General features: G+C 57.9%; 11 protein-coding genes. 7 read left to right on the top strand and 4 right to left on the bottom strand.

What is annotated here, in order from left to right; translation table 11 throughout:
* Positions 1–12: 12 nt before the first annotated feature.
* Together ROLI_RS15390 and ROLI_RS15385 are read right to left on the bottom strand one after the other, a co-directional pair.
* A complete protein-coding gene (locus ROLI_RS15390) occupies positions 13–1,707 on the bottom strand; it encodes an AMP-binding protein (protein WP_187432227.1) in 1,695 nt (564 codons plus the stop codon).
* 47 nt (positions 1,708–1,754) lie between these two features.
* On the bottom strand, positions 1,755–2,627 hold the full coding sequence (locus ROLI_RS15385; RefSeq protein WP_187432226.1) for a MurR/RpiR family transcriptional regulator: 873 nt from the start codon (positions 2,625–2,627) through the stop codon (positions 1,755–1,757).
* A gap of 119 nt (positions 2,628–2,746) precedes the next feature.
* Between ROLI_RS15385 and ROLI_RS15380 the strand changes: the two genes are divergently transcribed.
* Genes ROLI_RS15380 through ROLI_RS15350 form a run of 7 tightly spaced genes read left to right on the top strand, consistent with a single transcriptional unit; the run spans position 2,747 to position 10,439 of the window.
* On the top strand, positions 2,747–3,514 hold the full coding sequence (locus tag ROLI_RS15380; protein ID WP_262386705.1) for an N-formylglutamate amidohydrolase: 768 nt from the start codon (positions 2,747–2,749) through the stop codon (positions 3,512–3,514).
* On the top strand, positions 3,514–4,089 hold the full coding sequence (locus tag ROLI_RS15375; RefSeq protein WP_187432232.1) for a TRAP transporter small permease subunit: 576 nt from the start codon (positions 3,514–3,516) through the stop codon (positions 4,087–4,089). Before ROLI_RS15380 ends, ROLI_RS15375 begins: the two co-directional genes overlap by 1 nt.
* The gene (locus ROLI_RS15370; RefSeq protein ID WP_187432225.1) at positions 4,079–5,401 is read left to right on the top strand and encodes a TRAP transporter large permease subunit; all 1,323 of its coding nucleotides are present in this window, start codon (positions 4,079–4,081) and stop codon (positions 5,399–5,401) included. The genes ROLI_RS15375 and ROLI_RS15370 overlap by 11 nt, the downstream gene beginning before the upstream one ends.
* Positions 5,402–5,448: 47 nt before the next feature.
* Entirely contained in the window at positions 5,449–6,483 is a 1,035-nt protein-coding gene (locus ROLI_RS15365; protein ID WP_187432224.1) for a TRAP transporter substrate-binding protein, read from the top strand.
* 53 nt (positions 6,484–6,536) lie between these two features.
* A complete protein-coding gene (locus ROLI_RS15360; protein ID WP_187432223.1) occupies positions 6,537–7,901 on the top strand; it encodes a glutamine synthetase family protein in 1,365 nt (454 codons plus the stop codon).
* A gap of 2 nt (positions 7,902–7,903) precedes the next feature.
* Positions 7,904–9,277, top strand: coding sequence for an aldehyde dehydrogenase family protein (locus tag ROLI_RS15355; protein WP_338469192.1), 1,374 nt, complete (start codon positions 7,904–7,906; stop codon positions 9,275–9,277).
* 4 nt (positions 9,278–9,281) lie between these two features.
* On the top strand, positions 9,282–10,439 hold the full coding sequence (locus ROLI_RS15350; RefSeq protein WP_187432138.1) for an iron-containing alcohol dehydrogenase: 1,158 nt from the start codon (positions 9,282–9,284) through the stop codon (positions 10,437–10,439).
* A 73-nt stretch (positions 10,440–10,512) separates the two neighbouring features.
* Here ROLI_RS15350 and ROLI_RS15345 read toward each other — a convergent pair whose 3' ends face one another.
* A complete protein-coding gene (locus ROLI_RS15345) occupies positions 10,513–11,424 on the bottom strand; it encodes a DNA-binding response regulator (protein WP_187432139.1) in 912 nt (303 codons plus the stop codon).
* Complete coding sequence (locus tag ROLI_RS15340; RefSeq protein ID WP_262386696.1) at positions 11,411–14,755, bottom strand: ATP-binding protein; 3,345 nt, start codon at positions 14,753–14,755, stop codon at positions 11,411–11,413. Before ROLI_RS15340 ends, ROLI_RS15345 begins: the two co-directional genes overlap by 14 nt.
* Between the last annotated feature and the right edge of the window lie 194 nt (positions 14,756–14,949).

Genomic DNA, 14,949 nt, shown 5'->3' with positions numbered 1-14,949 from the left:
GGCTCAATCCTTTCAGGATTGAGCCGGTGTTGGTGCGGACGCGAGTTCAGCGATCATCTGTTCGCGCATGATGAATTTCTGCGGCTTGCCCGTGACGGTCATGGGCAGGTTGGTTTTGAAGACGATATGTGCGGGTACTTTGAAATGCGCGATGTTGTCTTTGCAAAATTGTCGGATTGTTTCGGGCGTTGGGGTCGCGCGGTCACGGGGCACGATCCACGCACAGACGATTTCACCCAGGGCCGCATCGGGAATACCGAAGACCTGCGCCTGTGCGATATCGGGGTGGGTGTAGAGAAACTCCTCTATTTCGCGCGGATAGATGTTTTCACCGCCGCGCAGGATCATATCCTTGAGGCGTCCGGTGATGGCGCAATACCCATTGGCGTCCAAAGTGCCAAGATCGCCGGTGTGCATCCACCCCCGCGCATCGATGCAGGCGGCGGTTTGTTCGGGTTCATCCCAGTAACCTTTCATCACAGAGTAGCCGCGCGTGTGTAATTCGCCCTGAGCGCCGATGGGCAAGGTGTTTCCGTCCGCGTCAACGATGCGTACTTCGACATGGGGATGGATGCGCCCGACCGAGGCGACGCGTTGCTCCAGTGGATCATCCATATTGCTTTGGAAGGACACGGGCGAGGTTTCGGTCATGCCATAGCAGATGGTGACATCGCGCATGTGCATTTTGGATTGCACCTGTTTCATGACCTCGATCGGGCAAGGCGCACCGGCCATGACCCCGGTGCGCAGGGTGGAGAGGTCGTAATCGGGGAAATCTGGCAGGGCCAGTTCGTTGACGAACATCGTGGGCACGCCGAAGAGCGCGGTGCAGGCCTCCTCTGAGACGGCTTTGAGGGTGTCGCGGGGATCAAAACCCTCGCCGGGCACCACGATGGTGGCCCCTTTGGTGACGCAGCCCAGGGTGCCCATGACCATGCCGAAGCAGTGATAGAAGGGGACGGGGATGCAGAGCCTGTCGGCAGGTGTGAAGCGCATCGCCTGTGTCACGAAATGTGCGTTATTGACGATGTTGTGATGGGTGAGGCTTGCCCCTTTGGGATTGCCGGTGGTGCCGGAGGTGAATTGGATATTGATCACGTCTGCCGGATCGAGCGTCGCGGTGATGGCATCGAGATTGACGCAGGCGGCGTCGCCTTTGGCGCAGAGGGCATCAAAGCTGCGCATACCGGCCGGGATGTCTGGACCCATGACGATGATATGGTGGAGATGGGGGAGTCGTTCTGAGGGCAGAATGGCACCGGATGCGAGGTTGCTCAACATGCCAGTATAGTCGGAGGATTTGAACGATCGAGCGGTGATGAGGGCTTTGCAGGCCACTTTGTTGAGCGCAAATTCCAGTTCCGCAAGGCGATAGGCCGGGTTAATGCAGACCAGCACCGCGCCGATACGGGCTGTGGCGAACTGCGTCAGCAACCATTCCGCGCGGTTGGGCGACCAGATGCCCACACGGTCGCCCTTTTCAATGCCAAGGCTGAGCAGCCCGCCTGCGAGACGGTCGATTTCGCGGCTGAATTGAGCATATGTCCAGCGGATGTTCTGCGCCCGGAACACTGCGGCCGGATGCTCCGGCATATCGGCAACAGTCCCTGTCAGCAGATCCGGAATCGTGAGGTTGAGGAGCGGCGAAGAGGTATCACCGATCACATGGGACAGGCCGTTTTGGGGGCGTCGGTCATGCGGTGTCATGGGCGGCCTTTCGTTGTGGTGCAGGGTGGTATGGGGTGGTGCAGGCGTCAGGTGAATTTACGGAATAATTTGGTCTGATCAAACATGTCTTCAAGCGTCTGCATCCGGTCTTTGGTGTCATCCCAGATCAGATCCTGCACGGCGGCGATGGCGGTCTCCACAAGCAGGAGCGTCGTTGTGGCGGAATCCCAGGCTGATGGCACCACGATGCGGCTGGAGAATGAAATTTCCGCCAACCGGTGCACGGGCGAGCGCCATTGATCGGTAAACAGGATGATTTTCGCCCCGCGCTGATGCGCCATTTCCGCCAGTTTCAGCGTATTGCTCTCATAGCGGCGCACATCGAAAATTACGAAGGTATCCCCCGGTTTCACGTCCAGCAGGTAATGCGGCCAGGTATTGGAGGTCGATTGGATGTGAATCACATCCGGGCGGATCATTTGCAGGTGCAGGAACAGGTATTCCGCCATGGTATGGGTGATCCGCCCGCCGACAATATGCAATCGGGACGTGGTATCGGCGAGCTGCGCGCAGGCCGTGTCGAAATCGCCAGTGTCGATTTGGGCCAGTGATTGGCGGATGTTGTCGATCACCGCATCGGTGAAGCGGTTGAGCATATGGCCCGAGGGTACGCCCGTCGCCCAGGTGTCATGTTTGGCGATGGGGCTTTGGACCTTGGCCTTGAGCTCTTCGCGCAGGTCGGATTGGAATTCCGGATAGCCCTTGAAACCCAGTTTCTGAACCATGCGCGCGACTGTCGGCGTGGAAACATCTGCGTCATGGGCCAATGCTGAAATGGGCCCCAAGCCGGAGGCCGGGTAGTTTTGCAAGATGGAATCGGCCAGCTGCCGTTCGGCCCGTGTCAGCGTGTCCAGCCGGGCCTGAATGCGATCTGCGATGGTGAGGTCGGGTGTTTGCAAAGGGGTTGCCCGTGTTTTGATGGATTTTGTTACAGGAGTGCAGAAAGTGAAACAATAGTTTCATTATTGTGTTGACAGAATCCCGATCCGGCAAGAGGTTTGTGACAAATGGAGGACGAATGACGCTGGAAACCATGTCTGATGTGGGGTTTACACCCGCTGTTGTCAGCCGCGAAAGCGGGGCGTCGGGCATTGTGCTGGTGTGCGAACACGCATCGAATTTCATCCCTGACGCTTTTGGGGATTTGGGGTTGAGCAGGGGCGCGCGTGATAGCCATATCGCATGGGATCCCGGTGCGTTAGGTGTGGCGCGGCATCTGTCGGATCTGCTGGATGCGCCTTTGGTGGCGGGGGGCGTGTCGCGCCTGATTTATGATTGCAACCGCCCGCCTGAGGCCCCCGATGCCATGCCTATGCGCAGCGAAGCCTTTGATGTAAAAGGTAATATTGAACTGAGCGCAGCGGCGCGGGCAGCACGTGTAGCGCAGGTCTATACTCCTTTCAGCACGGCCCTGTCGCAGGTTCTGGACGCCTCAGAAGCCCGCGTGATGATCACAATTCACAGTTTTACGCCCATTTACCTCGGCCAGTCGCGCCCTGTTGAAATCGGCGTGTTGCATGATGCAGACGCGCGTCTGGGCGATGCGATGCTGGCGCATGCGTCGGCCCATACCGATCTGAAAACCGAGCGTAATCAACCCTACGGACCGGAGGATGGCGTGACGCACACGCTCAAGGAACACGGGATCAAACGCGGTTTGCTGAATGTCATGCTGGAACTACGCAATGACTTGATCGCCACGCAGGACGCACAGCGCGCGATGGCCGAAATGCTGACCCCCTGGCTTTGCGCATCGGTTGCCGCAACCATCGAGGCACAATCATGATGCGATTGGCCGCTCTCTATGTGCGCGTCGTGGACGCCGTGAATTACCGGATCGGGCGCATGATGATGTACGGCATTTTCGTGATGATGGCGATTTTGCTGTGGTCCTCGGTGTCCAAGACGTTTTTCCTGCCCTCGCTCTGGACGCTGGAAATCGCGCAATTCGCCATGGTCGCCTATTACATCATGGGGGGGCCATACGCGGTGCAGATGGGTGCGAATGTGCGCATGGATCTGTTTTATGGCACCTGGTCCACGCGCAAGAAGGCGTGGTTTGATGCGTTCACCGTGCTTTTGCTGATCTTTTATCTAGGCATTCTGTTTTATGGGGGCCTCAGTTCCACCGCCTATTCGTTGGGCTATTGGGGGCAGGAACCGGCGGCTTATCTTGCGGGCCTGCTCACGGGGACCGAAGAAATTGGTCGTCTGGAACGCTCCAGCACCGCCTGGCGGCCCTACATCTGGCCGGTCAAATCCATTATGGTTCTGGGCTTTTTTCTGATGCTGCTTCAGGCGATTTCCGAGCTGATCAAGGATATTGCCACTCTGCGCGAGGTCGATCTCAATGTCCTATGAGATGATCGCGATCTTCATGTTCGCCTCCATGATGCTGATGATGATGACGGGCCAGCGCGTGTTCGGCGCAATTGGCGGGGTGGCCGCGGTGGCCGCCGTGTTACTCTGGACGCCAGGCGGGATGAACATCCCGTTTTCAAGCGCCATGAAGCTGATGAAATGGTATCCGCTGCTGACCCTGCCGATGTTTATTTTCATGGGCTATGTGCTCTCAGAGAGCAAAATCGCCGATGATCTCTACAAGATGTTCCATGTCTGGATGGGGCCGGTGTCAGGCGGTCTGGCGATTGGAACGATCGGCTTGATGGTGCTGGTCTCGGCGATGAACGGGCTGAGCGTGGCGGGCATGGCCATTGGCGCAACCATCGCGCTGCCGGAACTGCTGCGGCGCGGCTATGACAAGCGCATGGTAACGGGGGTTATTCAGGCCGGATCGAGTTTGGGGATCCTTGTGCCGCCCTCGGTGGTTCTGGTATTATACGCGATGATCGCGCGCCAGCCCGTTGGGCAACTCTGGCTTGCAGGCGTGTTTCCGGGGCTGATGATGGCGAGCGCGTTCATTCTCTATATCTACCTGCGCTGCAAGGCGAACCCGTCGCTTGGGCCGGTCCTGCCGCCCGAAGAGCGCACAGTTCCGCTTGGGGAAAAGATACGCCTGCTGCGCGCGGGACTGCTGCCGGTTGTGATCTTCATGACCATGATGGTGCCTTTCGTGAATGGCTGGACCTCGCTGGTCGAGAGTTCCGCCATCGGCGCGATCACCGCTTTTCTGGCCGCCGTCCTCAAAGGCCGCATGAACCGGCAGGTGTTTGAAACCTCCGTCCGCCAGACGCTGGCGATCTCTTGCATGTTCATGTGGATTATTCTCGCCGCCCTCGGTTTTGGTGCGGTTTTTGATGGTTTGGGGGCGGTTAAAGCCATCGATATGTTGTTTACTGAACAGTTGGGCTTGAACCCCTGGATGATCCTGATCCTCATGCAGCTGTCCTTTCTGATCATGGGGACGTTTCTGGATGACACCGCGATGCTGGTCATTGTCGCACCGCTCTATGTGCCGCTGGTGGCAGCACTTGGGTTCGATTTGATCTGGTACGGCATCCTCTATACGATCACCACGCAGATCGCCTATATGACGCCGCCCTTCGGCTATAACCTTTTTCTGATGCGGGCGATGGCTCCGCCCGAGATCACCTTGCGCGACATTTACAGCTCCATTCTGCCCTTTGTCGGCGTGATGTTGGTCTGTCTGGCGCTGATCATGATATTCCCACAGATTGCCCTGTGGTTACCCAATTATGTTTACGGAAAATAACCAAGACCCCGGCATGTGGGGCATTCAATTCAACAAGGAGAACCACCATGACGACAAGACGTAAGTTTATCACCACCGCCGCAGCGGGTGCCGCCGCCGCGCCGCTCGCCGCCCCGGCCCTGGCGCAATCCACCATTAAATGGCGCATGCAGACCTATGCCGGTCCCGCGCTGGCCGAGCATGTGATCAAACCCGCTATCGATAGTTTCAACAAGATCGCCGGGGATCGGATGCAGATCGAGCTGTTCTTTGCCGACCAATTGGTCCCCACGGGCGAATTGTTCCGCGCGATGCAAAACGGCACCATCGACGCGGTGCAATCGGATGATGATTCCATGGCCTCGCCCACGGATGTGACGGTTTTTGGCGGCTATTTCCCGTTCGCGTCGCGCTACTCTCTCGATGTTCCGGTGTTGTTCAACCAATACGGTCTGAACGAAATCTGGGACGAGGAATATTCAGCGGTCGGCGTCAAACATATCTCTGCGGGGGCCTGGGATCCGTGCCATTTCGCGACCAAAGACCCGATCAACAGCCTTGCGGACCTCAAGGGCAAGCGCGTCTTTACCTTCCCCACGGCGGGCCGGTTCCTGACACAATTTGGCGTGGTGCCTGTCACCCTGCCGTGGGAAGATATCGAAGTGGCCGTGCAGACGGGCGAGCTGGATGGCATCGCCTGGTCGGGCATCACCGAGGATTACACCGTGGGCTGGGCAGATGTGACCAACTACTTCCTGACCAACAATATTTCCGGCGCCTGGGCGGGATCGTTCTTTGCCAATATGGAAAGCTACAACGCGCTGCCGCCCGATTTGCAGGAACTGCTGCGTGTGTGCATGGACCAGTCGCATTACTATCGCCAGTGGTGGTATTGGGGCGGCGAGGCCAACCTGCGCGTCAATGGCACCAAGATGCAATTGACCACGATTCCGGACGAAGAATGGCAGCAGGTCGAGGACGCAGCCCTCGTGTTCTGGGACGAGATCGCCGCAGAAAGCCCGACCAAGGCGAAGGTTGTCGAAATCTTCAAACAGTATAACGCAGATATGGTGAAGGCGGGACGTCCTTACCGCTATGGCTAAACACTTGGGGGCGGCTTTGGTCGCCCCTCACTTAACATGGAACGGAATTCCCGATGGCAGGTATGCTAAGCTTTGATCAACTGAAATCGCAGGTCACCGATGGGCTGATCGACACGGTGCTTGTGTGTTTTGTCGATATGCAAGGCCGCCTGACCGGCAAGCGCTTTCACGGCGCGAATTTCGTGCAACATTCCTATGTGGAGACGCATTGCTGCAATTACTTGCTGGCCACGGACCTCGAAATGGCCACGCCGGAGGGTTATGCCTCTACCTCCTGGGCCTCCGGGTATGGCGATTATGTAATGAAACCGGACCTTACGACAATTCGCCCGGTGCCGTGGCTGGAGAGCACCGCAATGGTGCTCTGCGATCTGCTGGATCACCGCACCCATGATCTGGTCCCCCAAGCCCCCCGCACGATCCTGAAACGCCAGATCGCGCGGTTGGAGGCGATGGGGCTGACCCCGATGATGGCGACGGAGCTGGAGTTTTTCCTGTTCGAAAAAAGCCTGGATGAGATCCGCAAGAGCGGTTTCCGCGATCTGGCCCCGATCAGTGGCTATAACGAGGATTACCATATCTTCCAGACCACCAAAGAAGAGGGCATCATGCGCCCGATCCGCAATCACCTCTATGCCGCTGGAATCCCGGTAGAGAACACCAAAGGCGAGGCCGAAGCGGGACAAGAGGAGCTAAACATCCGCTATGCCGATGCGCTGGCTTGTGCCGATCACCACACGATTGCGAAACATGCGATCAAGGAAATCGCCTGGCAGCACGGGCACGCCGCAAGTTTCCTGCCCAAATGGGCGGCGGGCATGGTGGGCAGTTCGTCCCATGTGCACCAATCGCTTTGGGACGGTGAGACGCCCGCGTTTTACAATGCCAAGGACAAGCTGGGCATGTCCGATCTCATGCGGCATTATATGGCTGGGCTGATTGCTTATGCACCTGATTACACGGTGTTTCTCGCGCCTTACGTGAACAGCTATAAACGCTTTTCCAAGGGGACCTTCGCGCCCACCAAAACAGTCTGGTCGGTGGATAACCGCACCGCTGGGTTCCGCCTCTGTGGAGATGGCACCAAGGGCGTGCGCGTTGAATGTCGCATCGGCGGGTCGGATTTGAACCCCTATCTGGCACAGGCCGCAATGTTGGCGGCAGGCATCAAAGGGATCGAGGAGAAGATGGAATTGGCCGCTCCGACCCAGGGCGATGTGTACGAGGATGCCAAGGCCGCCGATATCCCGCAAACGTTGCGCGCAGCCACGGAAACTCTGCGCGGCTCTGCAATGTTGCGGGCAGCCATGGGCGATGATGTGGTGGATCACTACACCCGCTGCGCCGAATGGGAGCAGGAAGAATTTGACCGTGCCGTGACCGATTGGGAAATCGCGCGCGGCTTTGAGAGGGCCTGAAAATGACGATCACCTGTATTTCGCCGATCAACGGATCGGTTTACGCCACCCGCGCCACCCTAAGCGAATTCGAGGCGGCCGAAGCCGTGGGTAAGGGGCGCGCCGCGCAGATCCTATGGGCCGCGCGGCCCCTGTCCGAACGCACTGCGCTTGTGATGAAGGGCGTCGAAAACATCGGCGCGATGAATGATGAGATCGTGCCTGAACTGGCTTGGCAAATGGGCCGTCCGATCCGCTATGGCGGCGAATTTGGCGGCTTTAACGAGCGCGCACAGCATATGGCCGACATCGCCGAAGAGGCATTGGCCGAAATCACCGTCGAGGACAGCGGTGATTTTCGCCGCGTGATCAAGCGGGTGCCGCACGGGTTGGTGCTGGTCGTGGCCCCGTGGAATTACCCCTATATGACGGCGATCAACACGGTCGCGCCCGCGTTGATCGCTGGCAATGCGGTGATACTCAAACATGCCAGCCAAACGCCGCTGGTGGGCGAGCGGCTGGCCCAGGCATTTAATGATGCGGGCGTGCCGGACGGCGTGTTCCAGAACGTGTTCCTTGATCACAAGACCACATCGGCGCTGATCGCGGATCGTGCATTCGGGTTTGTCAATTTCACCGGATCGGTTGGCGGCGGGCAGGCGATGGAAGCCGCCGCTCAGGGGACCTTTACCGGGCTCGGGCTGGAGCTTGGCGGCAAGGACCCCGGCTATGTGATGGAGGACGCGGATCTCGATGCGGCGGTCGAAACGCTGATTGATGGCGCGATGTTCAATTCCGGGCAATGTTGCTGTGGGATCGAGCGGATCTATGTAGTGGAGAGCCTGTTTGACGATTTCGTGGCCAAGGCGGTGAAGATCGTTGAGGGCTACAAGCTGGGCAATCCGATGGACCCGGAAACCACTCTTGGCCCGATGGCGCAGGCCCGTTTTGCCGATACCGTGCGCAGCCAAACCGCTGAGGCGGTTGCCGCGGGGGCGAAAGCATTGATTGATCCCGCGCTCTTCCCGCAGGACGATGGCGCGTATCTGATGCCGCAGATCCTGGTGAATGTGGACCATTCCATGCGCGTCATGCGTGAGGAGAGCTTCGGCCCTGTCGTCGGTATCATGCCCGTCAAGGATGACGCCGAGGCGATCCGGCTGATGAATGACAGCGATTATGGGCTGACGGCCTCGCTCTGGACCCAAGACATTGCGCGCGCCGAGGCCATTGGCGATGCGATCGAGACTGGAACCGTCTTCATGAACCGGGCCGATTACCTCGATCCGGCCTTGTGCTGGACGGGTTGCAAGGATACGGGCCGGGGGGGCGGGCTGTCTGTGATCGGCTATCATAACCTGACGCGCCCCAAATCTTACCACCTCAAGAAGGCCTGAACCGATGTCTCTTATTGCTAACTGGTCATACCCCACCGCCGTGCGTTTTGGTGCGGGCCGCATATCCGAAATCGCACAGGCCTGCGCTGCTGCGGGAATCACCAAACCCTTGCTGGTCACGGATAAGGGGCTGGCGGACCTGCCGATCACGGGGAATGCGCTGGAACTGCTGACGGCGGGCGGTCTGGGGCGTGGGCTGTTTTCGGATGTAGACCCCAACCCAACGGAAAAGAACGTTGAAGAGGGCGTGAAGGCCTATCTTGAGGGTGGGCATGACGGTGTCGTTGCCTTTGGCGGCGGCTCGGGGCTTGATCTGGGCAAGATGATTGCCTTCATGGCCGGACAGACCCGGCCCTTGTGGGATTTCGAGGACGTTGAGGATTGGTGGACGCGTGCCGATGCCGACGCCATCGCGCCGATTGTGGCCGTACCAACCACCGCAGGCACCGGTTCCGAAGTCGGGCGCGCCAGTGTCATCACCAATTCTGAAACCCACGAGAAAAAGATCATTTTCCACCCCAAACTGCTGCCCGCAGTGGTGATCTGTGACCCCGAACTGACCGTTGGCATGCCGCAGATGATTACCGCAGGTACCGGCATGGACGCCTTTGCCCATTGCCTTGAGGCCTATTGCTCGCCGCATTACCACCCGATGTCACAGGGCATTGCACTGGAAGGGATGCGTCTGGTCAAGGATAACCTCGTGCTGGCCTATACCGATGGCACCAACTTGACGGCGCGCGCGCATATGATGTCGGCGGCAGCGATGGGGGCCACGGCGTTCCAGAAGGGGCTTGGAGCCATTCATGCGCTCTCCCACCCGATCGGCGCTGTGCATCACACGCATCACGGCACCACGAACGCGGTGGTCATGCAGCAGGTGTTGGTGTTTAACCGTCCCCGCGTGCGCAAGCACCTGGCGCGGGCCGCGAATTACCTTAGCATCTCGGGTGGGTTCGACGGATTTTACAATTTCGTGGGGGAACTCAACGCGCAATTGGGCATTCCGAAGAACCTGACCGAATTGGGTGTCAAAGATCCCGATATTGCCGCTCTTGTGGCCTCTGCCTTGCAGGATCCCAGTTGTGGCGGGAATCCGATCAAAATGACGGAAAAGAACACAACGGATCTGCTTGAAAGCTGCTTTGAACAGCCAATCTGACGTGATCTTCGCTATGGGCATTCAATATGTGCCTGGCAGTCTGTTCAACAACAGGGCGTAACGGGTCAATGCCTCATAGCTGATGCATCACACGGTCTGCTGAGACCGCCGCCGCGGTGCGATTGTCCACGCCCATTTTCTGAAATACCTGTTCGAGATGTTTATTGATGGTTCTGCTGCTCAGCGACAGGATTTGCGCGATATCGCGATTGGCCTTGCCCAGGGATAGCCAGAACAGCACCTCCGCCTCCCTCGGGGTCAGGCCGAATACCTCTTCAAGCTGGTGATAGGGACGCGCGCCCCCTTTTTGTTGGGTTTTCAGCAAAACCTCACCAGAAGGCGACGTGCCGATGTAATCGAGCACAAAGGTCTCAAACGAAAAGCTGCTCGCTTTTGAGGCAGGCAGTTGCGAAGTTGAAGACAGCCAACGCAGAAAACACTTGTTTTCCGTAAGTGCCGTTTCAGGATGTTTTATCGGCTCCCCGAGAAAACGAAGCGCTTTTGGGCTGCCCCAGAGCAACGCACCCGTTGGGGACACCGCAATGATGGAGCGCCCTGAGGTATCCAACGCTTGACGTGCACTCTGTATCGCCTTTGCATTTATGATGTGGGTGGTGATCCGCGCAATTAATTCGTCGATGACCGCGGGCTTCATGACATAATCCACACCCCCAACCTGAAGACCGCGCACGATATGTTCAGGGTCGCTAAGCCCGGTCATGAAGATCACCGGCGCATACGCCAGACGCTCGTCTGCCTTGAGCAGGGAGCAGGTCTCAAACCCATCAATGCCCGGCATCATGGCATCCAGCAAAATGACGTCGGGGAGTATGCGTTGTGCCAGATCAAGGGCCGTGTGACCATTGGTGGCCACAACGGCACTGATGCCGTTTTCCTCCAGCGCCGTACTGATCATGCTCAAGGTTTCCGGACTGTCGTCCACGACCAGCGCGATGTGACGGTCTTTGCTGTCAACGGTCGGCATCGGTCATCTCCTCAAGAATATCAGCAATGCCCGGCAGATCGAAAACCGAGGCCATCTTGTTGAGGCGCACCAGCATGGAGCCTCGCAAACTGCCTTGTTTGGCCAGTTCGCCAATCCGATCTGTCAAAGCGCGCGCCATGCCGTTACGTGCAAGGTCTATCAATTCGATACGCTCTGCTTTGGTAAATTCCGCGATGGGCCTTATCATTGAACCGGGTGTTTCCTTATAGGCGAGTTCAAGCCGCAGGAGTTCGGCAATACGCAACAGAAGATCATCAAGATTGTAGGGTTTTGTGATGAAAGCGTCGCACAGGGGGACCTGGGACGTGGGAGTTTGCGTGTCCATCGCATGCCCGGAGATCACAATGATCGGGGATGAATGATGCGCCCCCTGTCGCAATTTATCGGCCAGCGAATACCCATCCAGACCCGGCAAATCGATATCCAGCACAAACAGATCAGGCGTGATGTCTTCGAGCATTGCCATCGCCTGCTCTGCACTCGGGGCGGTCAACACCGCAAAACCCAAGGGCGCCAGAAAGCTATCGACAAGGTCCAGGTGGTTGGGGTCATCATCCACCACAAGCAAGGTCTTGCGCGACCCCAGCACCCGCGAGACAGACACCGGTTCAGTTTCCGCGATTGTTTCAAATGGGTTGTCCCGTGCATCCGTCGGCACCGCTGGCAACATTACGCGGACCCGGAACAGGCTGCCTTTGCCTTCGGTGCTTTCCATTTCGATCTCGCCACCCAGAATCTCGACCAACAGCTTGGTAATGGTCAGACCGAGACCCGACCCCTGCGCCTGCGATCCGCTGCCGCGCTCGAACGGCTCCCAGATCCGCGCGCGATCTTCTTTGCGAATGCCGCATCCGGTGTCGCTGACCTCGATCACGGCGACTTCATTGCGGTATTTGATCCGCATCGAAACCTCGCCCTGCTCGGTATAGCGGATGGCATTGGACAGCAGGTTGATGATGATCTGACGCAGGCGCTTTTCATCAAAGGTGATCCACACCGGCAGAACCCTGCTGGTTTCCATACTGAAACGGAGGTTCTTTTCGCGTGCGGCTTCTTCGAAAATCGAGCTGACTTGCTGCAAAAAGACCCGAAGGTTGATGCGGTCCCGGCTGATTTTCAGCCGCCCGGCCTCGATCCTCGAGATGTCGAGCAGCCCCTCAATGAGACCGGCCAGATGTTCGCTGCTGCGCCGGATGGTGGTGATCGAATTGCGCCTGCGCGCGGGCATGTCTTCGTCGCGCTCAAGGATTTGTGCAAATCCGTAGATGGAATTAAGCGGCGTTCGCAATTCATGGCTGAGCCCGGTCATATAACGCGTCTTGGCAAGATTGGCGGCCTCCGCCTTATCCTTGGCCTGTTGCAGCTCTTGATCCGTGCGTTCATGCGCGCGCACCTCAAAAAGCAGTCGTTCCGTCTGTTTTTCAGCTTCCTTGCGCGCCTGTCTTTGGCTTTCGGACACCAACAGATACATCCAAACCGTGATGCCGCTGACGATCAGAACCATCGTGAAAACAACCCAGAGTATCGCATCAAAGTTCTCTGCATAACGCAGGTCACGCACAAAAAGTAATAATCCTCCAAAGCCTAAACCGATGAAAGCCGTGCTGAAGATAAATCGTGACATGCGCGACATCAGCGCCTGCGCCACCGATCCCGGTAGCTTCCGCAACAGCAATCCACGTGTGGCGTTATCGAGACGTGCATGCGGTTTGCAACTGTCTCTGCAAGCGCTGTCCAGCGTACAGCAAAGCGAGCAGATCGGACCGGCGTGAAACGGACAATGCGTCATGTCGGGCGGATCAAAGCTGTAATCACACACGATGCATGTCCCGGCGACATCCACCGGCGCGGGCCTTGCGATATAGTAACGCCCGCCCGTGCCCCAGGCGATCACAGGGGCCAGCAGAAACGAGGTTCCCAATGCGATAAAACTGGACAAGGCCTCCATCATCACACCGAACGCGCCACCAAAGGCAAGTAGGGAGAGCAAACAGGCCGTTGCCATGGATCCGATCCCAACAGGATTGAAATCGTAAAGATGCGCGCGACGAAATTCGATGCCCGGCGGGCTGAGGCCAAGCGGTTTGTTTACGACCAGATCGGCAACCAACGCGCCGATCCACGCCAGCGCGACATGCGAATAAAGCGCCAATGTGGCCTCCAAAGCGCCGAACACGCCCAGTTCCATCAACATCAGGGCAATGGCGACGTTGAACACCAGCCAGACCACGCGGCCAGGATGGGCGTGGGTCAGGCGGGAAAAGAAGTTGGACCAAGCGATCGAGCCGGCATAGGCGTTGGTCACATTGATTTTGAGCTGGCTGAGAATGACAAAACTGCTGGTGAGCAACAAAACTGCCCAGGGCTGCTCCAGCGCCATGTCAAACACGGTTTCATACATGCGCGTCGGGTCGGTGGCCAGTGCTTCGGGGACCCCGTTCGCGATGGCAATTACCACCAGATAGGAGCCTGCAAGCATCTTGAGCATGCCCAGGATGGACCACCCCGGACCGGCTAATAGGAGCGACGCCCACCAGCGGCGCTTTTCTGACGGCGTGTGCGGCACGGGCAGGAACCTCAGGTAATCAACCTGTTCACCGACCTGCGCAATCAGAGAGAAAATGACGCCAGAGGCCGCGCCCAACATGATCAGCTTGCTGCTGCTCTCACTGGTTTGTTCGGCGTTGCCCTCAAAGCTGGACCAGCCTTGGATATCGTAGCCCACAACGCCCAGAATGACGAAGGGCGCAATATGCAGCAGCACCCAGAGCGGCTGTGTCCAGGCCTGAAATGAGGAGATCTTGGAGAAGCCATTCACGACAAGTGGGATAACCACCACCGCGCTGATGAAGTAACCAATAACCAGTGGAATCCCAAGGCTGTATTCCAGGGCCAGCGCAAGGATTGCGGCCTCAAGCGCGAAAAAGATGAAGGTGAAGGTGGCATAGATCAGTGAGGTGATCGTCGAGCCGATGTAGCCAAATCCCGCCCCCCGCGTCAGCAGGTCAATATCCACACCGTAGCGCGCACCATAGTAGCTGATGGGCAGGGCCGTGAGAAACAGAACCGCCCCCACCAGCATGATCGCGGTGACGGCGATATCAAACCCGTAAGAGAGCGTGATCGCGGCACCTATGGCCTCAAGCGCTAGGAAAGATATCGAGCCAATGGCGGTATTGGCAACTCGTGCACAAGACCAGCGCCGGGCCCGGTGGGCCGTAAAGCGCAACGCGAAGTCTTCCTTTGTTTCATTGGCAACCCAACGATTATACTGCCGTTTTTCCTTTGTCGCGCGATACGTCGTCGCCATCTGCATCCCCGGTCCCACAGCCGTAATCCTGAAAAGGATGATTGGCTGAAGTTTTCAGCGCAATGGGACCTCCCCTCCCCGTCACATTCAATGTTGGAACGTTGATACAGCGTAGTTACGCGCAGCGGCATACGTCAATCGACGTATTCGCGACGGGCAATGATTAACAGATGATTAAGGCAACCTGCACAGAT

It is taken from the genome of Roseobacter fucihabitans (genome assembly GCF_014337925.2).
Lineage (GTDB): Bacteria > Pseudomonadota > Alphaproteobacteria > Rhodobacterales > Rhodobacteraceae > Roseobacter > Roseobacter fucihabitans.
This window is presented reverse-complemented; position numbering and strand designations above follow the sequence as displayed.